This window comes from Bradyrhizobium sp. RD5-C2, assembly GCF_019972155.1.
Taxonomy (GTDB): domain Bacteria; phylum Pseudomonadota; class Alphaproteobacteria; order Rhizobiales; family Xanthobacteraceae; genus Bradyrhizobium.
In genome coordinates, this window is record NZ_BOVL01000005.1 from 82467 (window position 1) to 109016 (window position 26550).

Below are 26550 nucleotides of genomic sequence, written 5' to 3' on the forward strand. Positions count from 1 at the left end.
ATGTCGATGCAGACGGGATTGGCGACCTCGACCACGCAACTGCGGACCTACGCGCCTGCGACCGATGTCAGCGTTGCGGCGCCGGCGCCGCGGCTTGAGATCGCCCGTGCCGAGCCGGTCGCGGCGCGGCGCAACCCGCGCACCGAGCCGGGTCCGATCCGCCTCATTATCATCGCGCTGGCGATCGCCTTCCTCAGCATCTTCGTCGTGCTGCCGCTGCTCGTCGTGTTTGCGTCGGCCTTCTCGAAAGGCATCGTCGCCTATTTCGCGGCCCTGGCGGAGCCCGAGGCGCTCGCTGCGATCAAGCTGACGCTGCTGATCGCCGCGATCTCGGTCACGCTCAACCTCGTGTTCGGCGTGGTCGCGGCCTGGGCGATCTCGAAATTCGAGTTTACCGGCAAGACCTTCCTGATCACGCTGATCGACCTGCCGTTCTCGGTCTCGCCCGTGATCTCGGGCCTGGTCTTCGTGCTGCTGTTCGGCGCGCAGGGCTATTTCGGAACATGGCTGCAGGCGCACAACGTCCACATCCTGTTTGCCGTACCCGGCATCGCGCTGGCGACGATCTTCGTCACCTTCCCCTTCGTGGCGCGCGCGCTGATCCCGCTGATGCAGGAGCAGGGCACCCAGGAAGAGGAGGCGGCGATCTCGCTCGGCGCCTCCGGCCTGCAGACCTTCTTCCGCGTCACGCTGCCCAACATCAAATGGGGCCTGCTCTACGGCGTCCTGCTCTGCAACGCGCGTGCGATGGGCGAGTTCGGTGCGGTGTCCGTCGTCTCCGGCCATATCCGCGGCGAGACCAACACGATGCCGCTGCTGGTCGAGATTCTCTACAACGAATATCAGTTCGTCGCCTCGTTCGCGATCGCGTCGCTGCTGGCGATGCTGGCGCTGATCACGCTGGTGGCGAAGACCGTTCTCGAGCGGCGGCTCGACGAGGCAGAGGTGCCCGATGGCGATTGAAGTCACGAATATCGTAAAGAAGTTCGGCAGCTTTGCCGCGCTCGACAATGTCGATCTCAAGGTCGCCGACGGCGAGCTCTTGGCGCTGCTCGGCCCGTCCGGCTCCGGCAAGACGACTCTGCTGCGGATCATCGCGGGGCTCGACTGGCCCGACTCGGGCGAGGTCGCGATCGACGGCGAGAACGCGCTCTCGCGCGGCGCCAGCGAGCGTCAGGTCGGCTTCGTGTTCCAGCACTATGCGCTGTTCCGCCACATGACGGTGTTCGAGAACGTCGCGTTCGGCCTGCGCGTGCAGCCGCGTGCGATCCGCAAGGACGAGGCGACGATCCGCGCCCGCGTCAAGAACCTGCTCGATCTGGTGCAGCTCGATTGGCTGGCCAATCGCTATCCGAGCCAGTTGTCGGGCGGCCAGCGTCAGCGCATCGCGCTCGCGCGTGCGCTTGCGATCGAGCCGCGGATCCTGCTGCTCGACGAGCCGTTCGGCGCGCTCGATGCCAAGGTGCGCAAGGAGCTCCGGCAGTGGCTGCGCTCGCTGCACAGCGAGATCCACGTCACCTCGATCTTCGTCACCCACGACCAAGAGGAGGCGCTCGAAGTCGCCAACCGCGTCGTGGTGATGGACAAGGGCAGGATCGAGCAGATCGGCTCGCCCGGAGAGGTCTATGACAATCCGGCGACCGCCTTCGTGCACGGCTTCATCGGCGAATCCATCGTGCTGCCGGTCGACGTGGCCGGCGATGCCGTTCGGCTCGACGGTCGTCCCCTGAACATTCCAGCGCTGGGCGCCGCGTCCGGCGCGGCCAAGCTGTTCGTCCGCCGTCACGACATGGCGGTCGGCCCGGCGGGAACCGGGGCGCTGGAAGGCGCCATCCGGCATGTCCGTTCGTTCGGTCCGATCCAGCGCGCCGAGGTGGCCCTCGCGGGGAGCGAGGGCAAGACCGTGATCGAGATCGACGCCCCCCGCGACCGCGAGCTGCAGGCCGGCGAAATCGTCTCGCTGCAGCCCCGCCGGTACCGGATCTTTGCCGCCCAGGAGTAGGGGCTACCAGGCCACAATCTCACCTGTCATTCCGGGGCGGTCCGCAGGACCGAGCCCGGAATCTCGAGATTCCGGGTTCGATGCTACCGCATCGCTCCGGAATGACGGCGTTTTGTGTGGCCAAAAGTTAGCCCCCGTTCACCATTCAGCCACGGTTGGTATGCAACAACGGCGGGCCAACCTTGGGGGTTTTCAGTAGTGAAACGGACGACGGTCGCCCTGTTCGGGCTTCTGGTGCTTGCCGGCTGCGGCACGGACACCAAAATCCCGGAAGAACCGGCCATGTATCTCAACATGGCGCAGCCCGGCGCCGTGCTGGACAGCCAGGCCGCCGCGATCATGTTTTCGCAGTACCGCCAGAACAATGGTCTCGGCACCGTGGTGGTCGATCCCGACCTGACCAGGCTCGCCGAGCAGCAGTCGCAGGCGATGGCCGCCCGCAACAAGATGGACCATGACGTGAAGGCCCCGCTCGGCAAGCGGCTCGAGGCCGGCGGCTACCCGGCAACCGTCGCGGTCGAGAACATCTCGGCCGGCTATCACACGCTGGCGGAGGCATTTTCGGGCTGGCGCGATTCACCGCCGCACAAGGCCAATATGCTCAAGAGCGGTGTCACAAAAATGGGCATCGCCGCCGTCTATGCTCCGAATACCAAATACAAGGTGTTCTGGACGCTCATTTTGGCGGCAACCTGATCGCGATAAATTCCGCGTGATCTCCCCTCGATATCTCGTTGATTGACGCGGCTGCGAACAGCCGCCACGGTGCGCCTTCAAGTCATTTCGAACCGAACGGTTACGAATGGATATTTCGGATTCCGCGCCCGGCTCGACGCCGGCGCAAGCGCAGCGTGTGCTGGTTCTTCAGGGCGGCGGTGCGCTCGGCTCCTATCAGGCCGGCGCCTTCCAGGCGCTCTGCCATGCAGGCTTCGAGCCGGAATGGATCGCCGGCATCTCGATCGGCGCCATCAATGCCGCGATCATCGCCGGCAACGAGCCGGACAAGCGTGTACCGCGGCTGAAGGAATTCTGGGAGATGGTGTCGGCGCCTGTGCCGTGGAATCCGGTCTCCAAGCATGAGCGCGCCCGCTCGCTGTTCAACGAGACCAGCGCCGCCATCATCGCGACCTTCGGCGTGCCCGGCTTCTTCACGCCGCGGATTCCGCCGGCGCCGCTGTGGCCGCCCGGCAGCTCGCAATCGCTGAGCTATTACGACACCGCACCCTTGAAGAAGACGCTGGAGCGGCTGGTCGACTTCGATCGCATCAACGATCTGAAGACGCGGCTTTCGGTCGGCGCGGTCGGCGTCACCTCGGGCAACTTCCGCTATTTCGACAATTACGAGTTCAAGAAGCTCGGCAAGAAGATCGGCCCCGAGCACATCATGGCTTCGGGCGCGCTGCCGCCGGGCTTTCCCGCCGTCGTGATCGAGGGCGAGCATTACTGGGACGGCGGCATCGCCTCCAACACCCCGCTCGACTTCGTGCTCGATGAGGAGACCAGCCGCGATCTCCTGATCTTCCAGGTCGACCTGTTCAGCGCGCGCGGGCCGTTGCCCGAGACGCTGCTGGAGGCCGCCGAGCGCGAAAAGGACATCCGCTTTTCCAGCCGGACGCGGATGAACACCGACAAGAACAAGCAGATCCACAATGCCCGCATGGCGGTGCGCGACCTGATCGGCAAGCTGCCCGATTATCTGAAGAACGATCCGTCGGTCGAACTGTTGCGCAAGGCGTCCAAGGAGAACACCGTCACGGTGGTTCACCTGATCTACAAGAGCAAGAACTACGAGAGCTCGTCGAAGGACTACGACTTCTCCCATGTTGCGATGGTCGAGCACTGGGGCGCGGGCGTCCGCGACGTGCATTTGTCGATGCGTCACAAAGAATGGCTAGAACGGCCGCAGTCCGGGGAAACCATGGTGACTTACGACCTCACGGGGGATGAACCCACACCCCCTGCAAGCAAATAGGAGCGAAGACCAATGGGTACGTTGACAGGCAAGACCGCCGTTGTGACCGGCTCGACCAGCGGCATCGGATTGGCTTATGCGCGCGCCTTCGCCTGCGCCGGCGCCAATATCGTGCTCAACGGCATGGGCGTGCCGGCCGACATCGAGAAGGAGCGTTCCGGCATCGAGACCGACTTCAAGGTCAAGGCGGCTTATTCGCCGGCCGACATGACCAAGCCGGCCGAGATCGCCGACATGGTCGCGCTCGGTGAGAAGACCTTCGGCTCGGTCGACATCCTCGTCAACAATGCCGGCATCCAGTTCGTGTCGCCGATCGAGGAATTCCCGCCGGAGAAGTGGGAAGCGATCATCGCGATCAATCTGTCGTCGGCATTTTACGGCATCCGTGCCGCGGTGCCCGGCATGAAGAAGCGCGGCTGGGGCCGCATCATCAACACCGCATCGGCGCACTCGCTGGTCGCCTCGCCGTTCAAGTCGGCCTACGTCTCGGCCAAGCACGGCATCGCCGGCCTCACCAAGACCGCGGCGCTCGAGCTCGCGCAGTTCAAGATCACCTGCAACTGCATCAGCCCGGGCTACGTCTGGACGCCGCTGGTCGAGCACCAGATTCCGGAGACCATGAAAGCGCGCAACATGACCAAGGAGCAGGTCATCAAGGACGTGCTGCTCGCCGCCCAGCCGACCAAGGAGTTCGTCACCTCCGAGCAGGTCGCAGCACTCGCGCTGTTCCTGTGCGGCGACGACGCCGCGCAGATCACCGGCGCCAACCTCTCGATCGACGGCGGCTGGACTGCGGAGTAGTTTTCCGGCGGGATTTGTCATCCCAAGGAAAAGCCGGCCCTGATTGGATCAGGGCCGGCTTTTGTTTTCGATTGATGATCGCCGCCGGCGGTCAGGTATCCGGCCCGGCTCAATGCTATGTCGCCACCTGTCGCTTCCCGAACGCCAGCACGTGCAGCCCAAGCCGCGAGCGCACCACGACGAACAGCAGGATGGTCTCGAAGATCAGCGAGAGCGAGGTCGAGGCGGCCGCGCCCATGCCGCCATAGCGCGGCACCAGCGTCATGCAGAGCCCGACATTCATGAAGAACGACACCGCATAGGCGGTGGCGCAGATGCTCTGGTGGCCGAGCATGTTCAACAGCCGCTCCACCGGCCCGATCGCCGAGCGCACCACGAGCCCGATCGCGGCGACGAACATGATGCTGTAGCCGTCGACGAATTTCGGGCCGAACAGCCACAGCAGCGGCTTGCCGAACGCGAGCAGGGCGATGGTCGCGAGCAGCGAGGGCCAGAACGTCCAGCTGATCGCGTGCGCGACATAGGCCGACAGCCGCTCCTTGTCGCCGAGCGCATTGTACTCGGCGAACCGATGCGCCGTCGTTGCCGACATCGCGTAGTGGACGAACGACACCAGCGCCAGCGTCTTGACCACCGCGAAATAGATGCCGACCTCCTCGGAGGAGCGGAATTGCTGCAGCATCAGCACGTCGGTGTAGCCGAGCAGCAGATAGAAGCTCTCGACCAACATGATCGGCAGGGAGATCGCGAACCAGCCCTTGACGTCGTAGGTCTTCTCGCCCGGCCCGAGATGGGCTTTCAGGCGGCGGTTCAGCACGATCATCTGGCCGATCGCCGCGATATACACCGCTGCGGCGCTCGCGATCATCGCGGCCGTCGCGCCGAGATTGAGACCGAGCGCCAGCGCGCCGGCGGTCAGGGCGATGATCAGTCCCTGCCGCACGATGAATTGCGGCATCAGGCCGAGCTGCATCCAGTCATGCGCGCGCGAGATGCCGTCCTGAGTGTTAGCGACCACGAAGGGCGGCAATGTCAGGCAGCCGATATAGAGCGGCACGATCGCGTTGGGATCGATCCAGGGCGAGGCGAGGTGGATCACGCCGGCGAGCAGCAGCGCGACTGTGCTGGAGGCGGCTAGCACCACCCAGCGGCCGCCGGAGAGGAAGCCGCGCAGCGCGGCGAGGTCGCCGCGCGCGCGATATTCCGGGATGATCTTCTGCGAGGACGGCGCGATGCCGAAATCCATGGTGCTGCCGAGCAGCAGCACCCAGGTCCAGACATAGACATAGATGCCGTAGTCCGAGCCGCTCATCCAGCGCGCCAGCAGGATCTGCGCGAGATAGGCGATGGCGGCGCTGATGACGCGGATGACGAAGATCATGCCGGCGAGGCGCTTGGTGACCGACGCCTCCTTGGTGCCGCCGAGCAGGCGCGCGGTGAGGCCGCGCAGGCGTGCGGCCGGACCCGATAGCGCAGGGGTTGCGGGTTGTGCTTCCATCACAGCCAAGGCGGAAAATTCCTAAAGCGCCGCAAGGCGGCAATGGCCCCCGATCTATCAACGAAACGTTAAGATTGGGTCAGCGTCATTCGGGGCATGCGAAGCATGAGCCCGGAATCTCGAGGTTCCGGGTTCGATGCATCGCCCCGGGACGACGCTGCGCCGTCAGTTCAAATTGATATTGAATTCGTAGCTTTTGTCGCCGCCGACCAGCGTCAGTTTCAGCGCGGCGCCGTCCGCCTTGGCGCCCGGCGGCAGGCCGTCGAGCTCGAAAGAGAAGCGCTTCACGCCCGGCGGTGCATGCTCGACGAGCTTGGGCACGGGCAGCGCCCAATCGGGCGTCGGCCCCTCGACGAACAGGCTGAGGTCCTTGGACTCGGGCGCGGTGACATCGACCAGCACGTTGTTGCCGTCGCGCTTGACGTCGCGGATGGTGAACGGAGTGGGGTCGCCGATATTGGCTGGCTTCGGCACCGCGTTGAGCGCTTCCGACAGCGCGGCGTCCTCGGTCGAGGCGACGCTGGCGAACGCAAGCTCGGCCTTCGCCTCCACAGGCACGCACAGCTTCTCGCACACCGCGTAGTTGATGTCGGCGCGCAGCACCAGCGGCTTGTCGGGATTCTTCGCGACGATGCGCAGCGGCAGCACCACCTGGTGCTTGTAGCCGAGCGAGGTACCTCCGGCGCCGTCGTCGAACTGGCGCGGCGCCGGCCACATCACCGTGACCGCATCGACATTGTCCGATTTGGAGAAATCGAACCGCGGCGGCACGCCGGAATCGCCCGGCGTGCGCCAGTAGGTTTTCCAGCCGTCCTGCAACTGGATGGCGATGCCGCCGAGCAGCACCGCGCCGCTGCGCGATCCCGCCAGCAGCCTGACCGCTGAATGAGTGTCCTGCTGCCACGGCGAGGCGTCGTCGGCGCGAACCTCCGTTGCTGCGGATGCGACGGAAAATATGGCGGCGACGGCAAATGCGGCACGCGTGGGAACTGTGACGGTCATGAGACGTCTTTACCTGCAACTTTCGTTGCAAACCATTGAATTGCTTGTGATGCATCGCCGCACTGCGGCCGAAGGTTGATTGACAGAACCGCGACCCAATATCAGGATGCCAAATCAGCAGGAAAGGCCTTTGCGGATGCGCCCTGAAGGCAAAACAGGCAAGACTCGCAAGACCGCCGCCGGCAGAAGCCCGGCCGTCGGTCCCCATGCCACCGAAGATGGCTATCTCGATGGCCAGATGCTGATCGCGATGCCTGTGATGAACGACCCGCGCTTCGAACGCTCCGTGATCTACATGTGTGCGCATTCCTCGGAGGGGGCGATGGGCATCATCGTCAACCGCCCGGCCGGCAGCATCGATTTCCCGGGCCTGCTGGTGCAGCTCGACATCATCGAGAAGTCGGACCAGATCACGCTGCCCGAGAACGCCGAGATGATGAAGGTGATGAAGGGCGGCCCGGTCGACACCGGCCGCGGCTTCGTGCTGCATTCCAGCGACTTCTACATTCAGGATGCGACGCTGAATATCGACGATGGCATCTCGCTCACCGCGACCGTCGACATCCTCAAGGCGATCGCCAAGGGCTCAGGCCCCAAGCACGCGATCCTTGCGCTGGGTTATGCCGGCTGGGCGCCGGGCCAGCTCGAGAACGAGATCCAGCACAATGGCTGGCTGCATTGCGACGCTGATCCGGAGCTGATCTTCGGCACCGACGTTGACGAGAAATACGCGCGCGCCCTGCGCAAGATCGGCATCGAGGCCGGCATGCTGTCGAACGACGCCGGGCACGCGTAGCGCCGCTTAAGCAGCGACGGTCTCAATACATTCACGGTGTCGTCCCGGCGAAGGCCGGGACCCATAACCACAGGACGCGTTTGGCGCCGCGCTGGGGCCGCAGCGTCGCGCGACAACTGTGCCCTGTGGTTATGGTCCCGGGTCGCGCTTCGCTTGCCCGGGACGACGGCTGTGGGGTTGGCCACGACAGCTGTTATTGTGCCCGCTACTCCGCCGCCTCCTGCGCCACCGTCGGCTGGGTGCCGGCCACCGTGGCGCGGCGCATGTCGCGGGGTTGCGACTGGTCGTAGCGGCGGACGCGGTGCACGGTCTGGCGGTTGTCCCACATCACGAGGTCATGCACCGTCCATTTGTGCACATAGACGAATTCCGGCTGCGTCGCGTGCTCGGTCAGGTCGCGCAGCAACAGCCGCGCCTCCGGCATGCTCATGCCCCTGATGGCGCCGGCATGCGAGGACAAATACAGCGACTTGCGGCCGTGCGCCGGATGGGTGCGCACCAGCCGCTGCAGCACCGGCTTGAACATCTCCTTCTCCTCGTCGGTGTAGTCGAGGAAGCCGAGCGAGCCGCGCGAATACATCAGCGAGTGCTCGCAGATCATGTCGTCGATCTCGGTCTTGGTCTCGTCGTCGAGCGCGTCATAGGCAGCGCGCATGTCGGCGAACTCGGTGTTGCCGCCCTTCGGGTTGACGACGCGCGCCGACAGCAGCGAGAATTTCGCCGGGATCGGCCGGAACGAGCTGTCGGAGTGCCACAGGCAGTTGCCGAGATTGAACAGGTGGGTGCGGTGATCCTTCGGCAGCGGCTTGCCGTCCTTGCCGAGATTGGAGACATCGTTGAGCCCGGAGGAGAGGCGGTAGTCTTCCTTCTTGGTCACCGTGCCGCCGCGCGCGTTCTCGCGCTCGCCGAAGTTCAGCGCGAACGCCATCTGCTGGTCGTCTGAGATGTCCTGGCCGTGGAAGACGAGCACGGCGTATTTGTCCATGCCGGCCTCGATATCGATCGCTTCCTGCTTCGTCAGCGGCTTGCGCAGATCGACGCCGGAGACCTCGCCGACGAAATGCTTGTGAAGCTGCCGGATCAGGACCGTCATTGGCGCATCTCCTCGTACCTCGCGGGCGGTTATCCCGCTTCGTTTGACGGGAAGGCTACTCCGGGCGCACGCGCTGTCAACGCTTCGCAGCTAGATGCGGGTCAGGCATTCCGCGCCATCAACCCGCCGTCGACAGGAATCACCGCGCCGGTCAGGAACGATGCGGCGGGCAGGCACAGGCTGAGCGTCATGTGCGCGACCTCTTCCGGATCGCCGTAACGCGCAAGCGCGGTGCGGCGCTTGGCGTAGATCGTCTTGTGCTCCTCGGAGATGCGGTCGGTGATGGCGGTGCGGATCGGGCCCGGGCAGATGCAGTTCACGGTGATGCCTTCGCGCCCCAGTTCCACCGCGAGCGAGCGGGTCAGGCTGGTGACGCCGCCCTTTGCCGCGGAGTAGGGGCTGTGCATCCCGGTCGCGCCGAGCGCCTCGGTCGAAGCGATGTTGACGATCCGCGGCGATCGCGACTTGCGCAGGTAGGGCAGTGCGGCGCGGATGATGCGCGGATGCGCCGTCAGCATCACCGCGATGCCCTTGGCCCAGGCGTCCTCGTAACCGGGATCGTCGATCGCCACGCGTACCGAGATGCCGGCATTGTTGACGATGATGTCGAGCCCGCCGAAATGCGCGGCGACATCGTTGACGACCCTGGTGATGGCATCGCGATCGCTGACGTCGAGCGTCCAGGCCTTTGCCGAGCCGCCGCTTGCTGCGATCTCCTTCGCTACCGCTTGCGTGCCTTCTTCGGTCAGGTCAGTGACCGCGACATTGGCGCCTTCATCGGCGAACACGCGCGCGGTGGCGCGGCCCATGCCGCTGGCGGCGCCGGTGACGAGAACGGTGAGGCCCTTCACCGAGCGGCTGAGCTGTTTGAATTCGGACACGACGGACCTCCCGTTGATTTTTTTGTGGTGCGAGGCGGCAACGCTGGCACCGATCCGCAAAGACGTCAAACCACCGATCCGATATCGGCACGCGCGCAGCGCGTTAACGCAAGTTCTGCGCGGGCTTTTGCGTTGGCTTTTCGAAAGGGATCATGCTCAATCAAGAAAACAACACGGGAGAGGAACGCGATGAACGAGCTCGATTTCGGCGGCAAGCAGGTACTGGTGGTCGGCGGCTCCAGCGGCATCGGCAACGGCATCGCGCAGGCGTTCCGCGCCAAGGGCGCGTACGTTGCCGTGTACGGCACCCGCGCGCAGGCTAGCGACTATTCCGCGGAGGAAGGCTCGCATCTCGAAGGCCTTGCCTATGCGCGGCTCGATGTCTCTGATCCGCAGGCGATCGAAAGCCTCACGCCGTCGTTCGATCGGCTCGACGTGCTGGTTCTGGCGCAGGGCGCGGTGATTTACCGCCGCGGGGAATTCCAGATGGAAGGCTTCCGCAAGGTGATGGAAGTCAATCTGATGAGCCTGATGGCCTGCGCCACCAAATTCCACGCGATGCTGAGCGCGAGCAGAGGATCGCTGATCATCGTGAGCTCGACCGCGGCCTATCATTCCACCATGGGCAATCCGGCCTACAACGCCTCGAAGACCGGCGCGGTCGGTCTGACCCGCACGCTCGGTGAGGCCTGGGCGGAGAACGGCATCCGCGTCAACGGCATCGCGCCAGGCCTCGTCGACACCAAGATGACCAAGGCAACGACGGCGAATCCGAAGCGGCTCGAAGGCGCGCTCGAGCGCATTCCGCTGAAGCGTCTCGGCGCGCCCGCCGACATGGCCGGCGCCGCACTGTTCCTGGCCTCGCCGCTTGCCTCCTACATCGTCGGCCAGACCATTATCGTCGATGGCGGGTTGATCCTTTAGCCGCAGGAACTTGTGCGAGGCTCGGCGGTTGGCTCCCTGACAGTTTCAGGGAGCAATCGTGATGGACAAGGATCGGATTTTCGGAACGGCGAAGGAATTTGCAGGCAAGGCCGAAGGCGCCGTCGGCGATGCGACCGGCGATGCACAGACCCAGGCGTCGGGCCGCGCGCGCGAGGCCGCAGGCGCGGTGCAGGATCTCTACGGCCAGGCCAAGGATGCCGCGCGCGACGCCGCCGACACCGCGGTCAACTATGCCAAGGACGCGTATGAGAATCGCGGCGAGACCGTTCGCAGCGGACAGAAGGCGATGGCGCAAACGGTGCAGGACAATCCACTCGGCTCGCTCTTGATCGCCGGCGGCATCGGCTTTGCGCTGGCGCTCTTGATGACGCGCCAGCCGCGCCGTCCACCGCCGCGCTGGCGCTATTAGTTGCGGTCGACATCATCTCGCTCACCGTCATTGCGAGGAGCGAAGCGACGAAGCAATCTATCCGTCCGCGTGTGCGGATCGATCGATGGATTGCTTCGCGGAGCCTGTCATCGGGCGCGCGTTCGCGCGACCCGTTAGCTCGCAATGACGTGGATCTAGCTTCAATTCGATGAGAAGGCGCGCGCTGCCTACTGCCAGGGATTCCCCGGCACTGCGGCACGCTGTCCGACGTTGCGCGGCGGCCGCGGCGGCGGTGCGACCAGCGGGCGCTGCTGCTGCGGCGCACCGAATCCGAAGATGTCACGCAGCCAGGGCTGCGTCTGTGGCTGCTGTTGCGGCTGGGCCTGGGCCGGACGGAACACACGCTTTGGCGGCTTCGGCGCGGTGATGATCGAGCCGTCGGGCGCGATCGCCGTGGTCGAGGGCGGCGGATTGGCAGGGCCGCTTGCCGGTGCGGCCGGCGTGGTCGCGGCAACCGGCACGTCGCCCTTGGCCTGCTCGCGGCCCATCTCGCGGCGCGGCCAGGCGAAATCATCGGCGCGGCCGGCCGGCGGCGCCAGGGCCTCGCCCTTCACCAGCGTGCGCGCGGCGAGCGCGTCGACCGCGGCAGGCCGCGAGCCGGGGCCGCCGAGCAACTGATCGGTCCCGACCGTGGAGGCGACCAGCGGCAGCACGGGGCCTGCCAGCGGCCGCGGCGGGGGCTTGCCGGGCTCGGTGCTGGTCTCGGGCGTTGCCGGTTCGCTCGGCAGCGCGATCGGGCCGGTGCGCACCGCGAGCAGGCGGGTCACCTCGCGCTCGACATAGTGTGCGAGCTTGCGCGCGCCGGCCTTGGTGAAGAACACGCCGTCATCGGAACGCAGCTTGCGCGGCTGGCCTTCGAAGTCCGGGCCCTTCGGCATGAAGCGGCCGGCCTCGTCGACAAAGCCGTCCCAGACGTCGACATAGGTGATGCCGGCCTTGCCGGCGCCGTCGCGATAGAGCGCGTCGAGGAACAGCATGTCCGACGTGCCCTTCTGGCCGCGGATGGCGGGCAGGCCGACCCACAGCACCGGCACGCCCTTGCTCTTCAGCACGTTGATCAGCTCCTCGATCTTCTTGCCGTAGAGCTCGACCCAGCGGTCGTCGCGGAAGTCATAGAGGCCGTTGGGCGAGCGCGCGGTCTTTTCCGGCGCGGCCTGCGAGTCGGTGTCGGCGTCGTCGGCCGGCAGCTCGGCATCGGCCGGCTTGCTGTCGGTCTTGGCATCAGCCTTGCCGTCAGTCTTGCCATCGGTCTTGGCGGCGGTATCGGGCTTGTCGCCCGGCTTTGCGTCCGGCTTGGCGCGCGCGTCCTTCTTCTCGTCCTTCTTGTCGACCTTCTTCTCCGCGACCGGTTCGCGGATCGAGGTACGATCATTGAGGCCGAGCATCACGACGATGGCGTCGGGGTTCTCGGTGGCGAGAATGCCCTTGGCGGCCGCAGCCCAGTCCGCCGGGTCGCCCTTGGGCTGATAGCGGATCAGGCCGGAGACCGTCTTGTGCTTGCGGATCACGCCCATATCGGGCTGGTCGGAATAGGCGTCTTCCAGGCCGTAGGCGAGCCAGTCGGCCATCGCGTCGCCGATCACGAGCACGTTGCGCTCGGCGGCGGCTTCGCGCTTGGCCGGCGGCGGAGCGCGCGAGAAATCCTCGCGTGGCCGCTGCGGCTGTGACGATTGCGGCTGCTGCTGGAATGGCGCGAAGAAATCGCCCCCGAACCAGCCGCCACCGCCATGCTGCGGCGGAGCGCGGCGCTGCGGTTGCGGCGGTCCGCCACCGAAGCCGGGGAAGCCGAAGAACTGCGCCGAGGCGGGCTCGGCAACGCCGATCAACAACGCAAGCGCCACCGTCAGCGCGACCAGCGGACCGGCTTCGGTGAATAGGCGCAGGAAGGATTTCGGCTTCGCCATCGAGTTCGTCGCAATGATCAGGAAGTACGTGAGCATATTAGCGGAATCGGGCCGCAAGCGGGCAGCTTTTCCACCATAAATCGGGTGCCCCCGGCCGCCGTCAAGGCAGGCGGCAAATATCGGATTTCACGGTTACTTTCGGGGGAGGGCCTCTCAGGTCGCCACGCGGGAACTGCACCCCTCTCCCGCTCGCTGGGGAGGGGTGGGGTGTTGCCGCGATGGGGCTAGTCATTGTGCGGAGAGAGCCCCCACCCGGATTGCATCTCCGATGCAATCCGACCTCCCCCCGCAAGCGGGAGAGGTCGAGGGAGGTCGTGACCTCGGCGCTACCGCCCGCGCAGTCGCTCCAATACCTCTGATGTGGCAAAGCCGTCGGCCGGTGCGCCGATCGAGACCTGGAAGCCGCGCAGCGCCTCGCGGGTCTGGCCGCCGAACTGGCCATCGGGCGTGCCCTTGTAGAAGCCGCGCTGGGCCAGCAGCTGCTGCAGTTCCAACCGTTCGGCGCGCGACAGCACCCGTTCCTGACGCGGCCAGGGCTGCACGAAGGGCTGGCCGCCGCGCAGGCGATCGGCGAAATGGCCGATGGCGAGCGCATAGGCCTCGGCCGGGTTGTATTTCATGATCACCCGGAAATTCTGCAGCATCAGGAAGCCTGGACCTTCGGCACCGGCGGGCGCCAGCAGATAGGCCTTGTCGGACGGCCGCGGGAACGACTGGCCGCCCGGCCGCTTGACGCCGAGCTGCTCCCACTGGGACAGCGGCATCGCCTTGGCGCGGTCCGCCAGCATGTAGTTCAGGCCTTGCGGCAGCACCACCTCGTAGCCCCAGCTTGCGCCGGTCTGCCAGCCGTCCTTCTTCAGATTGTTGGCGGTGGAGGCGATCAGGTCGCTCGGATCGTCGACGACGTCGCGGCGGCCGTCGCCATCGCCGTCGACCGCATAGCGCTTGAACGCGGTCGGCATGAACTGGGTCGGGCCGAACGCGCCGGCCCAGGAGCCGCGCATCTGTTCGGGCTTGAGATCGCCACGGTTGAGAATTTCCAGCGCCGACAGGAACTCGTCCTTGAAATAGGCCTGGCGCCGGCCGATGCAGGCGAGCGTCGCGGTCGACTGCACCACGCTACGATCGCCCATTTGCGTCGAATAGTTCGACTCGATGCCCCAGATCGCTGCGATGATATAGCGATCGACGCCATAGGCCTTCTCGGTCGCGTCGAACTGCGGCTTGTATTTGGCAAGGATCTCGCGGCCCTTCGCAAGCCTGGTGTCGCTGACGAGGATGTCGAGATAGTCCCAGATCGCCTTGGTGAATTCCGGCTGCGAATCCAGCAAATCCATGATGCGCAGGTCGGGCGTGAGGCCCGCGGTGAAGCGCTCGAAATTTTGCTGGGTGATGTTGCGTCGCGCCGCATCCGGCCACATCGCCGCGACGCAGTTCGGGAAGTCGGACGCGGCCTGGCGGATCGCGGCGGCCGTCATCAGCGGATGGCCGGAGGCGCCGTCTTCCCCGCTCCAGGGCGGCGCCGCACCATCCTGTCCGGTTGCCGCCTGCGGCGGTGTCGCGGCGTTCGGGGAGAAGATACTGTCGATCAGGTTGGTCAGGCCGTTGCCGGCCGATTGGGCTTGCGTCGCGCCCGGCAGCAGCAGGGCCAGCGCGATCAGGCTCGCGCTGCAAAGCCTGGTCCTTGGTGTTCCGGTCGCGCGCATGTGTCGTGTGCCTGTCAAAATCGTGCCGCCTCAGAAGGCCCGGTCACGGTTTCCAATAGCTTAACAAAGGGCAGCATTTGGGGCGTGACGAAATCGCGCGACGATTTTGGCCGGGACAAATTGTCCGGCGTCGTCAACCCGCTTTCGCGTGGTCCCTGAGATCCGCCAAAACAGCTTCGGCGTTCTCAAAGCAGTCACCGCCCGGCGGCGTGGCTTCGATCCGCGCGATCACGGCCTCCAGCCCGGCCTGGGTTTCAGCCAGTCGATGCCGCAAGGCGGCAACCTCGACCACCTTGGTCTTGAGCGCGGCCACCAGCGTGTCGCGGCTCCAGTCACCCTTGCCGTGCGGCGGCAGCAGGTTCCGGATCTCGTCGAGCGAAAATCCGGCCTGCTGGGCCATCACGATGATCTCGAGGACCTGCCTGGTTCCGCGCGAATACTGCCGATAGCCATTCAAGCCGCGATCGATCGACCCGATCAGGCCCTCGCGCTCATAGAAGCGGATGCGCGACGGCGCGAGGCCGGACTCCCGAGCCAGTTCCCCGATCTTCACTGCGGTGCTCCTTGCGCCTTGACCTTAAAGTTTACTTTAAGGTTAGGGTGCGCGCAGATCAACAAGGAACTCGGTAAGGAACCTGTTCATGTCGCCGTTCGATTCACTCACTTTGCCCAACGGGACCAGCGTTCCCAACCGTATCGCCAAGGCGGCGATGGAGGAGAACATGGCTGACGCCGGGCATCTCCCGTCGGCCGAGCTGCTGCGCCTCTATCAGGCCTGGGCCGACGGCGGCGCCGGCCTCATCATAACAGGCAATGTCATGATCGATCGCCGCGCCATGACCGGCCCGGGTGGCGTCGTGCTGGAGGACGGCACGCCGCTTGAAGCGTTCCGAGACTGGGCGCGGATCGGCCGGGCCAGGGGCGCGCAAATCTGGCTTCAGCTCAGCCATCCGGGCCGGCAGATGATGAAGAACATGGGCCAGCAGACTTGGGCGCCATCGGCGGTGGCGCTCGATCTCGGCAAGCATTCGAACCTGTTTGCGATGCCCAAAGCGATGACCGAGCATGACATCGCCGAGGTGATCGCGCGCTTCGTCACGGCCGCGACACTCGCAGAGCAGGCCGGCTTCTCCGGCGTGCAGATCCATGCCGCGCACGGCTACCTGATCAGCCAGTTCCTGTCGCCCTTGAGCAACCGGCGCACCGACCGCTGGGGCGGCTCGCTGCAAAACCGGGCGCGACTGTTGATCGAAACCGTTAACGCCGTCCGCGCCGCGGTGTCGCCGGGCTTCTCGATCGCGATCAAATTGAACTCGGCCGATTTCCAGCGCGGCGGCTTCGATGCAGCGGATGCGAAGACAGTCGTCGAGATGCTGAACGAATTGCCGGTGGATCTGGTGGAACTGTCGGGCGGCAGCTACGAGGCGCCGGCGATGCAAGGCGATGCGCGCGACGGCCGCACGCTGGCGCGCGAGGCCTATTTCCTCGACTTCGCGCGCGATATCGCAGGGGTTGCCAGGATGCCGGTCATGGTCACCGGCGGCATTCGCCGCATCGGCATCGTGCAACAAGTGCTCGACAGCGGCGTCGCCATTGCGGGTATCGCCACCGCGCTTGCGATCAGGCCGGATTTGCCAAATGCGTGGCGCCGTGGCGAGGATCTGCGGCCAGAAGTCGCGGCTTTCAGCTGGAAGAGCAAGCCGATGGCCTCGCTTGCCGCCATGGCCGTCGTGAAATTCCAGCTGGTGCGGTTGAGCCGGGGCCGCACGGCCAATCCGAACGTTTCGCCGTTGAAGGCGTTGGTTCTCGCGCAATTGCGCACGGCGTCGCTCACCCGCAAATATCGCCGCTGGATCGTGTCATCTGCCAATGCGACGGCTGCGTCTCGCGGCGCGTCGGTTTTGTCACGCACGAACGCGCGGGCTATCGGGATGCCTCGGTAGGCCGGCAGCTCAAAATGCTTGGGCGGACAAGGCGGATTGGTGCGCATCACACATCCGCCTTTGTTCTCGGCTGCAAAACGGGTACCAAGGAGCGATTAGATTCCGCGCCGCCGTCCCACCCGATTTCAAGGCCTCCGATAATCCCATGAAGATCCGCAAAGCCGTATTTCCCGTCGCCGGTCTCGGCACCCGCGTGCTGCCCGCCACCAAGGCGATGCCGAAGGAGATGCTGACGATCGTCGACAAGCCGCTGATCCAGTACGTGGTCGATGAGGCCCGCGAGGCCGGCATCGAGCACTTCGTGTTCGTCACCGGCCGCAACAAGGGCGTCATCGAGGATCACTTCGACCGCATGTTCGAGCTCGACACCACGCTCGCGCAGCGTGGCAAGAAGACCGAGCAGGACATCCTGGCGCAGAACCAGCCTGAAGCCGGCGCGATGAGCTTCACCCGGCAGCAATCGCCGCTCGGGCTCGGCCATGCGGTGTGGTGCGCGCGCGACATCGTCGGCAACGAGCCGTTCGCGGTGGTGCTGCCGGACGAGCTGGTGCTGAACACGCCGGGCTGCCTGAAGCAGATGATCGATGCCGCCAACAAGCTCGGCGAGAAGTCGAACGTGATCGCGGTCGAGGCCGTGCCGGACGAGCTCACCCATCAATACGGCATCTGCGGCGTAGGAAAGCGCACCGGCAACATCTTCGAGGTCGACGGCATGGTCGAGAAGCCGCCGCAGGGCACCGCGCCGTCGAACCTGTCGATCACCGGCCGCTACATCCTGCAGCCGGAGATCTTCAACATCCTGGCCACGCAGGAGCGCGGCGCCGGCGGCGAGATCCAGCTCACCGACGCCATGATCGGACTTGCCAGGACGCAGAAGTTCTACGGCGTCGAGTTCGAGGGCGAGCGCCACGATTGCGGCTCCAAGCCCGGCTTCCTCCGCGCCAACATCGCCTTCGGCCTCAAGCGCCCCGAACTGCGCGACGGATTGATTGCAGAGATGAAGAAGTATCTGGAGAAGTAGGGCGCTCCGGTTCGCGCTGCGCGCGGCGAGTAGCAAGACTCGCGAGAATGCGAAGCTACGTCCCACGCACGGCTGTCATCGCCCGCGAAAGCGGGCGATCCAGTACGCCGCGGCTTCTCGATTCAAGCGCCGGCGTCTCTGGAATACTGGATCGCCCGGTCGAGCCGGGCGATGACATTGCGCCAGAACCGCCCACGATGTCGTCCCTGCGAAAGCAGGGACCCGTAACCACCGAAATTCATTGTTGCGCGATGTCGGAACGACGAGTCCCGATCACGACGTCTGCCGCGGCGTATGGGTCCCGGCCTGCGCCGAGACGACGGTTGTGGTTGCGGCGGGACGCGTGCGCTAAACGCGGAATGCAGTCCTTCTTCGCCACCGAACCAATCACGCCACCTTGCGCCGCCCCGCGCGCTTCGTGTCCTTCGCCCCATCCGCCTTCGGCGCACGCAACTCCCGAGCAGCGAGGCTCACCACTTCGGCGATCTGCTGTAGCTGCGCGGCGAGCGGGCTGGTTTTGCGCCAGACCATGCCGATGGTGCGCGATGGCTGCGGGTTCTTGAAGCGCGAGACGGTGACGGGCGCCGAGCGCGTCTCCACCGTCACCGCCATCTCGGGGATTAAGGTGACGCCGATGCCGGCGCCGACCATCTGCACCAATGTCGACAGCGAGCTCGCATCCAGCACCTCGCGTGGCGGCGACGACGATTGCATGTTGCAGAACGACAGCGCCTGGTCGCGGAAGCAATGGCCTTCCTCGAGCAGCAACAGCCGCATCTCGCGCAGCATCTCGGCGCTCGGTACCGGCGTCTTGGCATCCTCGCCCGGCCGCACCAGCAGGAAATTCTCGGAGAACAGCGCGACCTCGGTCAGCGACGGTTCATGCACCGGCAGCGCCACGATCGCGGTGTCGAGCCGGCCCTCGGCGACTGCCTTGATCAGCTTCGGCGTCAGCGTCTCGCGGACATGGATGTCGAGTTCGGGATGCAGCCGCGCCAGCGTCTCGATCACCCGCGGCAGCAGATATGGCGCAATGGTCGGGATCATGCCGACACGCAAGCGGCCGGCGAGCTTGTCGCGCGAGGCGCGCGCGAAGTCGCCGAGCTCGTCGACCGAGCGCAGGATGTCGCGCACGCGATGCAGCAGATCTTCGCCGAAGGTCGTCAGGGTGACCTGCCGGGCATTGCGTTCGATCAGCACGCCGCCGACCGCCCGTTCCAGCTCGCGGATCTGCATCGACAGCGCCGGCTGCGACACCGCGCAGGCATCCGCGGCGCGCCCGAAATGCCCATGCTGGGCCAGCGCATCGAAATACCTCAGTTGCCGGAGTGTGACATTTATCATCAGATTATCTTATCGGGGCGATCACTAAAGTCAATTTCACCTGATGGATTGGGGCGCGTAGAATCGTTCTTGGAAGAGCTCCAGCGCATTCCAGAATCCATCACCTCGGAGAAGAAACATGGACGCAAAAACCGACGACGGCGCGGGCAAATGCCCATTCACGGGCGGGCCCCGCGGGCACGCGAATCGCGACTGGTGGCCGGAGACGCTCGACGTTCAGGTGCTGCATCACAATTCCAACCTGTCCGATCCGATGGGCAAGGGCTTCGACTACGCCAAGGAATTCAAGTCGCTCGATCTCAACGCCGTGATCAAGGACCTCACGGCCCTGATGACGACGTCGCAGGAATGGTGGCCGGCCGACTTCGGCCATTACGGCGGCTTGATGATCCGCATGGCCTGGCACTCGGCGGGTACCTATCGCATCACCGACGGCCGCGGCGGCGCCGGTGCCGGTCAGCAGCGTTTCGCCCCGCTCAACAGCTGGCCCGATAACGCCAACCTCGACAAGGCGCGCCGGCTGCTGTGGCCGATCAAGCAGAAATACGGCCGCAAGATCTCCTGGGCCGACCTGATGGTCCTCGCCGGCAACGTCGCGCTGGAATCGATGGGCTTCAAGACCTTCGGTTTTGCGGGTGGCCGCGCCGACGTGTGGGAGCCGGAAGAGCTGTACTGGGGTCCGGAAGGCACTTGGCTCGGCGACGAGCGCTACAGCGGCGAGCGTCAGCTCTCCGAGCCGCTCGGCGCGGTGCAGATGGGCCTGATCTACGTCAACCCGGAAGGCCCGAACGGCAATCCGGACCCGGTTGCCGCGGCCAAGGACATCCGCGAGACGTTCTTCCGCATGGCGATGAACGACGAGGAGACGGTTGCGCTGATCGCCGGTGGTCACACCTTCGGCAAGACCCACGGTGCGGGCGACCCGTCGCTGATCGGGCCGGAGCCGGAAGGCGGCGCGATCGAGGAACAGGGCTTGGGGTGGAAGAGCAAGCACGGTACCGGCGTCGGCGCTGACGCGATCACCGGCGGTCCCGAGGTCACCTGGACCCAGACCCCGACCAAGTGGAGCAACCACTTCTTCGAGAACCTGTTCAAGTACGAATGGGAGCTGACGAAGAGCCCGGCGGGTGCGAAGCAGTGGAAGGCGAAAGGCGCGGCGGCAGATATTCCGGACGCGTTCGATTCGTCGAAGAAGCATGTCCCGACCATGTTGACCACCGACCTGTCGCTGCGTTTCGATCCGGCCTACGAGAAGATCTCGCGCCGGTTCTATGAGCATCCGGATCAGTTCGCGGACGCCTTCGCCCGCGCCTGGTTCAAGCTCACGCACCGCGACATGGGTCCGATCGTGCGCTACCTCGGCCCGCTGGTGCCGAAGGAGACGCTGATCTGGCAGGACCCGGTGCCGGCGCTCGATCATGCCGTGATCGACGACAAGGATATCGAGGCGCTCAAGGCCAAGATCCTCGCCTCGGGTCTCTCGGTGTCCGAACTGGTGTCGACCGCGTGGGCCTCGGCCTCCACGTTCCGCGGCTCCGACAAGCGCGGCGGCGCCAACGGCGCGCGCATCCGCCTTGCTCCGCAGAAGGACTGGGATGTCAACGAGCCGGCCCAGCTCAAGGGTGTGCTGGCCAAGCTCGAAGCCATCCAGAAGGAGTTCGGCAAGAAGGTATCGCTGGCCGATCTCATCGTGCTCGGCGGCGCGGCTGCGATCGAGAAGGCGGCGAAGGACGGCGGCACCAATGTGAAGGTCCCCTTCACGCCGGGCCGCACCGATGCGACGCAGGATCAGACCGACGTCGAATCGTTCGCTCCGCTCGAGCCGCGGGCTGACGGCTTCCGCAACTACATCAGCGGCAAGCATCAGTTCCTGCAGCCCGAAGAGGCGTTGGTCGACCGTGCGCAGCTCCTGCGGCTGACCGGACCGGAATTGACGGTCCTGGTCGGCGGCCTGCGCGTGCTCGGCGCCAACGCCAAGAAGTCGAAGCATGGCGTCCTCACCGGCAAGCCGGGGACGCTGACCAACGACTTCTTCCTCAACCTGCTCGACATGGGCACGGTGTGGAGCGATGCCGGCCAGGGCGTCTATGAGGGCCGCGACCGCAAGACAAAGGCGGTGAAGTGGACCGGCACCCGCGCCGACCTGATCTTCGGCTCGCACTCGCAGCTGCGCGCGTTTGCCGAGGTCTATGGCTCGTCGGATGCCAAGGAGCAGTTCGTGAACGACTTCGTCGCGGCCTGGGCCAAGGTGATGAACGCCGATCGCTTCGACCTCGTGAAGTAAGCGGCCGGTAAGTCACGGCAATCAGGGCAGGGCGGCGCTTCGGCGCCGCCCTGTTTTCATTTCGGGGACGCCATTGAGATAAGGCTTTCCGCGCCTTGCTCAGTCGTGCAGCTTCATGTCCCGGATCATCTCCTCGAACTCTGCCTGCGTCGGAATCGCCGGCGGCGATTGCGGGGCGTTGCTCATCACGACGGGAGCATCGCACTGCGAGGCTCCGCGCGAAGGCTCGAAGATCGCGGTCAGGCTCGCCCAGCACACCAGGAGAGCCACGATCCAGTCCAGTACGTTGGATGCCGTCATGGCAGCACCAGCATCAGCATTTCCATGCGCTGATGGTGCAGCCGACACGACGCTTGCGCAATTCGGAAGCTACGAAACGTGACTTCGGCGTAGCCGAGAGCCGCATCCGAACTGTGCTCCCTCTCCCGCTCGCGGGAGAGGGCTGGGGTGGGGGCTCTCTCCACGAGTCGCATCGCGGAAAGAGCCCCCACCCGCATCGCATGAAATGCGATGCGACCTAAGAGCGAGCTGCGCTCGTCTCGACCCCGCAAGCGGGAGAGGTGCAGCGAGTCTGCCGTTGACGCGATGCAGTCTAACTTCGTCGCCGCTGCTATCCGGTCCGTGCCCGGCGCCCCTCGATCGGATAGGCGGGATCGTTGAAGCCCGGCGTCGAGGGATGGCCGGCGACGACGAGGCGGTCGATCAGGGCTTCGTCCTCGGCGGTGAAGCGATAATCGAGCGCACGGATGTAGTCGTCCCATTGCGCTTCGGTGCGCGGGCCGGCGATGACAGCGCTGGCGAACGAGGAGTTCAGCACCCACGACACCGCGAACTGGCCGGCGGTGATGCCGCGGCTCTCGGCGTGGCGCTTGATCTCCTGCGCGAGCTGCAGCGATTCCGGCCGCCACTCGGTCTGCATCATGCGCTTGTCGTTGCGGCCGGCGCGGGAGTCGGCGGGCGGCGCGGCATCGGGTGCGTATTTGCCGGTCAGCACGCCGCGTGCCAGCGGGCTATAGGGCACGATGCCGAGGCCGTAATAGGCGCAGGCCGGGAAATGCTCGACCTCCGGCATCCGGTTCATCGCATTGTAATAGGGCTGGCTCGCGACGGGACGGTCGATGCCGAGCCGGTCGCAGATGTTGCAGATCTCGGCGACGCGCCAGGCGCGGTAGTTGGAGACGCCGAAATAGCGCACCTTGCCGGCGCGGATCAGGTCGCCCATCGCGCGCACCGTCTCGTCGAGCGGCGTGGTGTGGTCTTCCTTGTGCAGATAGTAGACGTCGATGTAGTCGGTGCCGAGCCGCCTCAAACTCTCGTCGGCGGCCTGCAACACCCAGCGCCGCGACAGCCCGCCATGGTTCGGATCGTCGCCGATCGGGTTGGCGAGTTTGGTCGCAAGCACCCAGTTCGACCTGTTGTTGGAGATCGCGCGGCCCACGACCTCCTCGGACTTGCCGCCATTATAGGCGTCGGCGCTGTCGATGAAGTTGATGCCGGCCTCGCGCGCCTTGGCCACGATCCGCGACGAGGTCGCCTCATCGGTCGGTCCGCCGAACATCATGGTGCCGAGGCAGATCGGCGAGACCTTCAGGCCGCTGCGGCCAAGCTGGCGATATTGCATCGGGCACTTCCTCCGGTGTGACGGGGATCAACTCTCGTTCTTCAGGATCTTGAACACGCCGTTGGCCATCGCGACACAGCGCTTGTCGACGGTCACCTCGGCGGTGATGAAGATCAGGCTGCGGGTCGAGCGTACCACACGGGGGCGCGTGGTCAGGATCTCGCCGATCTTGCCGGCCTCGACGAAATGGGTGTCGAGCTGCACCGTCGCAAGCGTCGGCTTGCCCGAGACGAAGCGTGCGGCCATGCCGCAGGCGCGGTCCGCAAAGGTCATGATCACGCCGCCTTGCACGAGGCCGCGGCGGTTGTGGTGCTTGTCCTCGGTGATCAGCGCGAGCTCGAGTGCGCCGTCCTTCAACCGCTCCCACAATGGGCCGATCAGCGTCAGGAAACCCGTGGTGTCGGCGATCTTCCAGCCGTCGGATTTGAGTTTGTCCGCGGCCTTGGCCGTCATGAGGAGGGATCCCTTGCTTGCAGATGATTGATCGCAGGAGGCATGTCGTTCCGCTCATTTCATCAAACGCTGTTGTGTTGTAGTCAAGCTCAATGGCCCGCACATTTGACGATGCCACCCGGCGGAATATCGCAGAGCTCTGTGCCGCATTCGCGCGCCTGGCGCCGGCGGACGCCGCGCCGACGCTGAAGCGCGCGGCGGTCGCGATCGCACTGACCGAAGGCGACGACGGCAGCGGCACCGCCTTCCTGCTGACGCGCCGCAGCGCGCGCTTGCGCGCTCACAGCGCGCAATGGGCGCTGCCGGGCGGGCGCTGCGATGCCGGCGAGACACAATCCCAGGCCGCGCTGCGCGAACTGCACGAGGAGCTTGGGCTGGCGCTGTCCGAGCGCGACGTGCTCGGCATGCTCGACGACTATCCGACGCGCTCCGGCTATCTGATCACGCCGGTCGTGGTCTGGGCGGGTGCGCAAGCGGCGATCACGCCGAACCCGGACGAGGTCGCCTCCGTCCACCGCATCGGTCTCGACGCGGTCGAGCGAGAAGATGCATTCAGCTTCGTCACGATCCCCGAGAGCGCGCGTCGCGTGATCCGCTTCCGGCTCGGCGGCCAGCAGATTCATGCGCCGACCGCCGCGCTGATCTATCAGTTCCGTGAGGTGCTCGCCGGCCGCGACACCCGCGTCGCTGATCTCGAGCAGCCGGTGTTCGCATGGAAGTAGGCCGCAACGATGCGGCTATTTGTGACGCCGCTTGCGGGCGTTCATCTTTGTTACGTTGCCCTGTGTAACAGGCGAATGCGCGGCCCTCTCGGGTTCCGGCGGCGCCCGCGACACATTCTCGTAACATGAGAGCCGCGAACGGGTATCCGGAAACGAGCCGCAATCCGGACGCTCGGCGCGCGCAGGTGCGGCGAGCGTCAACGCGGCGGCGAGCCAGAGTGCCATTCTCATCGCGATCTCCACGGCGTTTCTTCGGAGAACACCGCATTGTGGCGAAAATTCTGGACCTGATCGCGGCATCCGGCCGCTTTCGCTCCGGACATTTCCGGGCTGACTTCGCGGTGGCGCTTGCTACAACGAGGCCATGCGCCCGCAATTGATTCGCCTCGTTCCTGGATTTGTCGCGCTCGCGCTCGCCGCCAGCGCGCCGTCTGTATTGGCCGGCGAGGCCGATGCGTTGCCACCGTCCGTCGCCAATGCGATGGCGCAGGCCTCGCCGCAGGCGATCATGGAATATCGCCGCAAGCTGCAGGAATATCAGGCGGCGCGCGACGCCTTCGAGCAGGATGCCAGCGCCTATTGGAGCGCGATCGCCGACAAGCGGCGTGGCCGCAACGCCAAGCGCCGCGACCGCGTGCAGATCACGCTGGACGATTACGTGCTGCAACAGCCGCCGGTCTATGAGGGCCCGAAGCGTCCGGTCAATCCGGCGCCGGAAGAAGAGGGCGGCAAGCCGCCGCGTCCGCCCAAAACGATTCCCGTGGTCTCGGATCTCGTCAGGGCGGCGGCCGAACAGTTCCAGTTCACGCCGCAGCGGCCGTCGAGCGAGGTCGAGTTCAAGCGCGCCTATGCCCGTTACGCGCGCGCCGCAGGGCTGACGCCGGAGCAGGCGGTGCGGGTCTATTCGTTCGAGACCGGCGGCACCGGCAATTACGACGTGCAGGCGGGCATCGAGCACGGCGGCAAGCGCGCCATCTCCACGGCGATGGGCTACAACCAGCTGCTCACCACCAACACCGTCGAACTCCTGGCCGAGCAGGGCCATGAATTCGTGCGGGATCTGACCGCGCGGGTTGCGGCGACGCAGGGGCCGGCGCGCAAGGCCATGGAGCACAAGCTCGCGGTGCTGAAGAAGATGGTCGCGTTCACGCTGACCGTGCCCGACGACTGGTCGGCGCATCAACGCCTCGCCGATACACCGCAGGGCTGGGCCTGCCACGCCATGGTGCTCGATATCGATATCGGCCCAATGCTGCAGACCCACAAGCTGCTGACCTCGGTGATCTTCGCCCGTAACAAGGGCTACACAAGGCCGCTGATGGCGGCCGAGCTCGAGATGATGAACCTGACCGGTGACGGCACCGGCCTCGACATGGTGACCATGCCGCAGGCGATGCGCGAGCAGGTGCCGACCACGAATTTCTTCCAGCGCTCAGGCTACGAACGCAATCCGGTCGCGATCCGTCACAACACCGTGGCCAAGTTGCTCGCCATCACCAACGAACGGATGGATTTCAACAGCAACAAGCCCGGCGCCCGGGAATTGGCCGCGGCGTTCTGAGGTCTGCCGAAGACGCAGAGCTTGACGCGTTTTCTTCACGCGAACCGGCGTCCACTTCGCTCGAAAACGCTCTAATTCGAGCCGAACATGAACTTGCCGTCGCCTTCGAGATAAGGCCCGGAGCGCATGTAGAGCTGGCCGTTGTGGCCGATGAAGAACAGCGTCCCCTTCGGCACCTTCTTGGCGCCCTTCAGCAGCGTGTTGGCATTGCTGGTCCCCATCTTGTAGGCCCAGGTCTTGCCGTCCTTGTCATAGGCGTAGCCCATGTCGGTCTTCAGCTCCCAGGGCGCAGCCTCCTGCGCGAATGCGCATGTCGTCAGTGCGGCAACCGCCGCAGTCGCAATAAAGGTCTTGGTCAAAAAATGCGTCATGATCCACCTCCGGCCGAAAAAACGGCGTCGTCCCCACGTTTTTGAACAAATCACGAACGGCATTCGCGCGTCAATACGACAATCGGCGCGACCGCTATCGTAGATCACTGACTTTGTGATTTCCCGCATCAAGCTTGGCGACTATCTTCGCGTTACCGTTTACAAACGCTTCGATTGCCGGAAACACTACCTGGGGATGA

General features: G+C 65.3%; 25 protein-coding genes. 13 read left to right on the forward strand and 12 right to left on the reverse strand.

Going from position 1 to position 26550, the window contains the following annotated elements:
- From cysW to BraRD5C2_RS02565, 5 genes are all read left to right on the forward strand, one after another.
- A complete protein-coding gene (gene cysW, locus BraRD5C2_RS02545) occupies positions 1-963 on the forward strand; it encodes a sulfate ABC transporter permease subunit CysW (RefSeq protein ID WP_374707947.1) in 963 nt (320 codons plus the stop codon).
- Entirely contained in the window at positions 953-2002 is a 1050-nt protein-coding gene (locus BraRD5C2_RS02550; protein ID WP_223966626.1) for a sulfate/molybdate ABC transporter ATP-binding protein, read from the forward strand. Before cysW ends, BraRD5C2_RS02550 begins: the two co-directional genes overlap by 11 nt.
- Positions 2003-2200: 198 nt before the next feature.
- Positions 2201-2698, forward strand: a complete 498-nt coding sequence (locus BraRD5C2_RS02555) for a CAP domain-containing protein (RefSeq protein ID WP_076860877.1) — start codon at positions 2201-2203, stop codon at positions 2696-2698.
- Between the two features lie 106 nt (positions 2699-2804).
- On the forward strand, positions 2805-3974 hold the full coding sequence (locus BraRD5C2_RS02560) for a DUF3734 domain-containing protein (RefSeq protein WP_223966629.1): 1170 nt from the start codon (positions 2805-2807) through the stop codon (positions 3972-3974).
- Between the two features lie 12 nt (positions 3975-3986).
- Entirely contained in the window at positions 3987-4775 is a 789-nt protein-coding gene (locus tag BraRD5C2_RS02565) for a 3-hydroxybutyrate dehydrogenase (protein ID WP_223966631.1), read from the forward strand.
- A 115-nt stretch (positions 4776-4890) separates the two neighbouring features.
- On the opposite strand, the gene BraRD5C2_RS02570 is transcribed toward BraRD5C2_RS02565, so the two are convergent.
- Both BraRD5C2_RS02570 and BraRD5C2_RS02575 read right to left on the reverse strand, forming a co-directional pair.
- Positions 4891-6282 (reverse strand): oligosaccharide flippase family protein, encoded by a 1392-nt coding sequence (locus BraRD5C2_RS02570; protein ID WP_223966633.1) that lies wholly within the window; start codon positions 6280-6282, stop codon positions 4891-4893.
- Positions 6283-6438: 156 nt separating this feature from the next.
- Positions 6439-7275, reverse strand: coding sequence for a protein-disulfide reductase DsbD domain-containing protein (locus BraRD5C2_RS02575; protein WP_223966635.1), 837 nt, complete (start codon positions 7273-7275; stop codon positions 6439-6441).
- 136 nt (positions 7276-7411) lie between these two features.
- On the opposite strand from BraRD5C2_RS02575, the gene BraRD5C2_RS02580 reads away from it, so the two are divergent.
- Positions 7412-8071 carry a YqgE/AlgH family protein gene (locus tag BraRD5C2_RS02580; RefSeq protein ID WP_176528924.1) on the forward strand — a complete coding sequence of 220 codons (660 nt, stop codon included), beginning with the start codon at positions 7412-7414 and terminating at the stop codon, positions 8069-8071.
- Positions 8072-8276: 205 nt separating this feature from the next.
- On the opposite strand, the gene BraRD5C2_RS02585 is transcribed toward BraRD5C2_RS02580, so the two are convergent.
- Together BraRD5C2_RS02585 and BraRD5C2_RS02590 are read right to left on the reverse strand one after the other, a co-directional pair.
- Positions 8277-9164, reverse strand: a complete 888-nt coding sequence (locus BraRD5C2_RS02585) for a TauD/TfdA dioxygenase family protein (RefSeq protein WP_223966637.1) — start codon at positions 9162-9164, stop codon at positions 8277-8279.
- A 101-nt stretch (positions 9165-9265) separates the two neighbouring features.
- A complete protein-coding gene (locus BraRD5C2_RS02590; protein ID WP_223966639.1) occupies positions 9266-10045 on the reverse strand; it encodes an SDR family NAD(P)-dependent oxidoreductase in 780 nt (259 codons plus the stop codon).
- Positions 10046-10234: 189 nt separating this feature from the next.
- Between BraRD5C2_RS02590 and BraRD5C2_RS02595 the strand changes: the two genes are divergently transcribed.
- Both BraRD5C2_RS02595 and BraRD5C2_RS02600 read left to right on the forward strand, forming a co-directional pair.
- Complete coding sequence (locus BraRD5C2_RS02595; RefSeq protein ID WP_223966641.1) at positions 10235-10969, forward strand: SDR family NAD(P)-dependent oxidoreductase; 735 nt, start codon at positions 10235-10237, stop codon at positions 10967-10969.
- Between the two features lie 61 nt (positions 10970-11030).
- Entirely contained in the window at positions 11031-11399 is a 369-nt protein-coding gene (locus tag BraRD5C2_RS02600; protein WP_223966643.1) for a CsbD family protein, read from the forward strand.
- A gap of 188 nt (positions 11400-11587) precedes the next feature.
- On the opposite strand, the gene BraRD5C2_RS02605 is transcribed toward BraRD5C2_RS02600, so the two are convergent.
- The 3 genes from BraRD5C2_RS02605 to BraRD5C2_RS02615 all read right to left on the reverse strand — a co-directional run bounded on the left by BraRD5C2_RS02605 (position 11588) and on the right by BraRD5C2_RS02615 (position 15583).
- Entirely contained in the window at positions 11588-13324 is a 1737-nt protein-coding gene (locus BraRD5C2_RS02605) for an SGNH/GDSL hydrolase family protein (RefSeq protein ID WP_223967200.1), read from the reverse strand.
- Positions 13325-13650: 326 nt separating this feature from the next.
- The gene (locus BraRD5C2_RS02610) at positions 13651-15030 is read right to left on the reverse strand and encodes a lytic murein transglycosylase (RefSeq protein ID WP_223966645.1); all 1380 of its coding nucleotides are present in this window, start codon (positions 15028-15030) and stop codon (positions 13651-13653) included.
- Positions 15031-15163: 133 nt separating this feature from the next.
- A complete protein-coding gene (locus tag BraRD5C2_RS02615) occupies positions 15164-15583 on the reverse strand; it encodes a MerR family transcriptional regulator (protein WP_223966647.1) in 420 nt (139 codons plus the stop codon).
- An 88-nt stretch (positions 15584-15671) separates the two neighbouring features.
- Here BraRD5C2_RS02615 and BraRD5C2_RS02620 point away from each other — a divergent pair, with 88 nt between their 5' ends.
- Together BraRD5C2_RS02620 and galU are read left to right on the forward strand one after the other, a co-directional pair.
- On the forward strand, positions 15672-16973 hold the full coding sequence (locus BraRD5C2_RS02620) for an NADH:flavin oxidoreductase/NADH oxidase family protein (protein ID WP_223966649.1): 1302 nt from the start codon (positions 15672-15674) through the stop codon (positions 16971-16973).
- A gap of 145 nt (positions 16974-17118) precedes the next feature.
- Positions 17119-17994, forward strand: coding sequence for a UTP--glucose-1-phosphate uridylyltransferase GalU (galU, locus tag BraRD5C2_RS02625; protein WP_223966652.1), 876 nt, complete (start codon positions 17119-17121; stop codon positions 17992-17994).
- Between the two features lie 387 nt (positions 17995-18381).
- On the opposite strand, the gene BraRD5C2_RS02630 is transcribed toward galU, so the two are convergent.
- On the reverse strand, positions 18382-19338 hold the full coding sequence (locus BraRD5C2_RS02630) for a LysR substrate-binding domain-containing protein (RefSeq protein ID WP_223966654.1): 957 nt from the start codon (positions 19336-19338) through the stop codon (positions 18382-18384).
- 118 nt (positions 19339-19456) lie between these two features.
- On the opposite strand from BraRD5C2_RS02630, the gene katG reads away from it, so the two are divergent.
- Complete coding sequence (katG, locus tag BraRD5C2_RS02635; RefSeq protein WP_223966656.1) at positions 19457-21622, forward strand: catalase/peroxidase HPI; 2166 nt, start codon at positions 19457-19459, stop codon at positions 21620-21622.
- A gap of 99 nt (positions 21623-21721) precedes the next feature.
- Here katG and BraRD5C2_RS02640 read toward each other — a convergent pair whose 3' ends face one another.
- The 3 genes from BraRD5C2_RS02640 to BraRD5C2_RS02650 all read right to left on the reverse strand — a co-directional run bounded on the left by BraRD5C2_RS02640 (position 21722) and on the right by BraRD5C2_RS02650 (position 23696).
- Positions 21722-21922: a hypothetical protein gene (locus tag BraRD5C2_RS02640; RefSeq protein WP_223966658.1), complete on the reverse strand. Its 201-nt coding sequence runs from the start codon at positions 21920-21922 to the stop codon at positions 21722-21724.
- Between the two features lie 310 nt (positions 21923-22232).
- Entirely contained in the window at positions 22233-23243 is a 1011-nt protein-coding gene (locus BraRD5C2_RS02645; RefSeq protein WP_223966659.1) for an aldo/keto reductase, read from the reverse strand.
- Positions 23244-23270: 27 nt separating this feature from the next.
- Positions 23271-23696 carry a PaaI family thioesterase gene (locus tag BraRD5C2_RS02650; protein ID WP_050405556.1) on the reverse strand — a complete coding sequence of 142 codons (426 nt, stop codon included), beginning with the start codon at positions 23694-23696 and terminating at the stop codon, positions 23271-23273.
- Positions 23697-23788: 92 nt separating this feature from the next.
- On the opposite strand from BraRD5C2_RS02650, the gene BraRD5C2_RS02655 reads away from it, so the two are divergent.
- Both BraRD5C2_RS02655 and BraRD5C2_RS02660 read left to right on the forward strand, forming a co-directional pair.
- Entirely contained in the window at positions 23789-24418 is a 630-nt protein-coding gene (locus tag BraRD5C2_RS02655) for an NUDIX hydrolase (RefSeq protein WP_223966660.1), read from the forward strand.
- A gap of 364 nt (positions 24419-24782) precedes the next feature.
- Positions 24783-25979, forward strand: coding sequence for a hypothetical protein (locus BraRD5C2_RS02660; RefSeq protein WP_223966661.1), 1197 nt, complete (start codon positions 24783-24785; stop codon positions 25977-25979).
- Positions 25980-26050: 71 nt separating this feature from the next.
- Here BraRD5C2_RS02660 and BraRD5C2_RS02665 read toward each other — a convergent pair whose 3' ends face one another.
- On the reverse strand, positions 26051-26350 hold the full coding sequence (locus tag BraRD5C2_RS02665) for a hypothetical protein (protein WP_223966662.1): 300 nt from the start codon (positions 26348-26350) through the stop codon (positions 26051-26053).
- Positions 26351-26550 lie beyond the last annotated feature (200 nt).

Coding starts and splice junctions, on each gene's coding strand:
- BraRD5C2_RS02560 (WP_223966629.1), top strand. CDS start 2,805: ATGGATATTTCGGATTCCGCGCCCGGCTCGACGCCGGCGCAAGCGCAG.
- BraRD5C2_RS02605 (WP_223967200.1), bottom strand. CDS start 13,324: ATGGCGAAGCCGAAATCCTTCCTGCGCCTATTCACCGAAGCCGGTCCG.
- BraRD5C2_RS02600 (WP_223966643.1), top strand. CDS start 11,031: ATGGACAAGGATCGGATTTTCGGAACGGCGAAGGAATTTGCAGGCAAG.
- BraRD5C2_RS02580 (WP_176528924.1), top strand. CDS start 7,412: ATGCGCCCTGAAGGCAAAACAGGCAAGACTCGCAAGACCGCCGCCGGC.
- cysW (WP_374707947.1), top strand. CDS start 1: ATGTCGATGCAGACGGGATTGGCGACCTCGACCACGCAACTGCGGACC.
- BraRD5C2_RS02630 (WP_223966654.1), bottom strand. CDS start 19,338: ATGATAAATGTCACACTCCGGCAACTGAGGTATTTCGATGCGCTGGCC.
- BraRD5C2_RS02610 (WP_223966645.1), bottom strand. CDS start 15,030: ATGCGCGCGACCGGAACACCAAGGACCAGGCTTTGCAGCGCGAGCCTG.
- BraRD5C2_RS02665 (WP_223966662.1), bottom strand. CDS start 26,350: ATGACGCATTTTTTGACCAAGACCTTTATTGCGACTGCGGCGGTTGCC.
- BraRD5C2_RS02585 (WP_223966637.1), bottom strand. CDS start 9,164: ATGACGGTCCTGATCCGGCAGCTTCACAAGCATTTCGTCGGCGAGGTC.
- BraRD5C2_RS02595 (WP_223966641.1), top strand. CDS start 10,235: ATGAACGAGCTCGATTTCGGCGGCAAGCAGGTACTGGTGGTCGGCGGC.
- BraRD5C2_RS02655 (WP_223966660.1), top strand. CDS start 23,789: ATGGCCCGCACATTTGACGATGCCACCCGGCGGAATATCGCAGAGCTC.
- BraRD5C2_RS02650 (WP_050405556.1), bottom strand. CDS start 23,696: ATGACGGCCAAGGCCGCGGACAAACTCAAATCCGACGGCTGGAAGATC.
- katG (WP_223966656.1), top strand. CDS start 19,457: ATGGACGCAAAAACCGACGACGGCGCGGGCAAATGCCCATTCACGGGC.
- BraRD5C2_RS02660 (WP_223966661.1), top strand. CDS start 24,783: ATGCGCCCGCAATTGATTCGCCTCGTTCCTGGATTTGTCGCGCTCGCG.
- galU (WP_223966652.1), top strand. CDS start 17,119: ATGAAGATCCGCAAAGCCGTATTTCCCGTCGCCGGTCTCGGCACCCGC.
- BraRD5C2_RS02550 (WP_223966626.1), top strand. CDS start 953: ATGGCGATTGAAGTCACGAATATCGTAAAGAAGTTCGGCAGCTTTGCC.
- BraRD5C2_RS02620 (WP_223966649.1), top strand. CDS start 15,672: ATGTCGCCGTTCGATTCACTCACTTTGCCCAACGGGACCAGCGTTCCC.
- BraRD5C2_RS02645 (WP_223966659.1), bottom strand. CDS start 23,243: ATGCAATATCGCCAGCTTGGCCGCAGCGGCCTGAAGGTCTCGCCGATC.
- BraRD5C2_RS02575 (WP_223966635.1), bottom strand. CDS start 7,275: ATGACCGTCACAGTTCCCACGCGTGCCGCATTTGCCGTCGCCGCCATA.
- BraRD5C2_RS02565 (WP_223966631.1), top strand. CDS start 3,987: ATGGGTACGTTGACAGGCAAGACCGCCGTTGTGACCGGCTCGACCAGC.
- BraRD5C2_RS02640 (WP_223966658.1), bottom strand. CDS start 21,922: ATGACGGCATCCAACGTACTGGACTGGATCGTGGCTCTCCTGGTGTGC.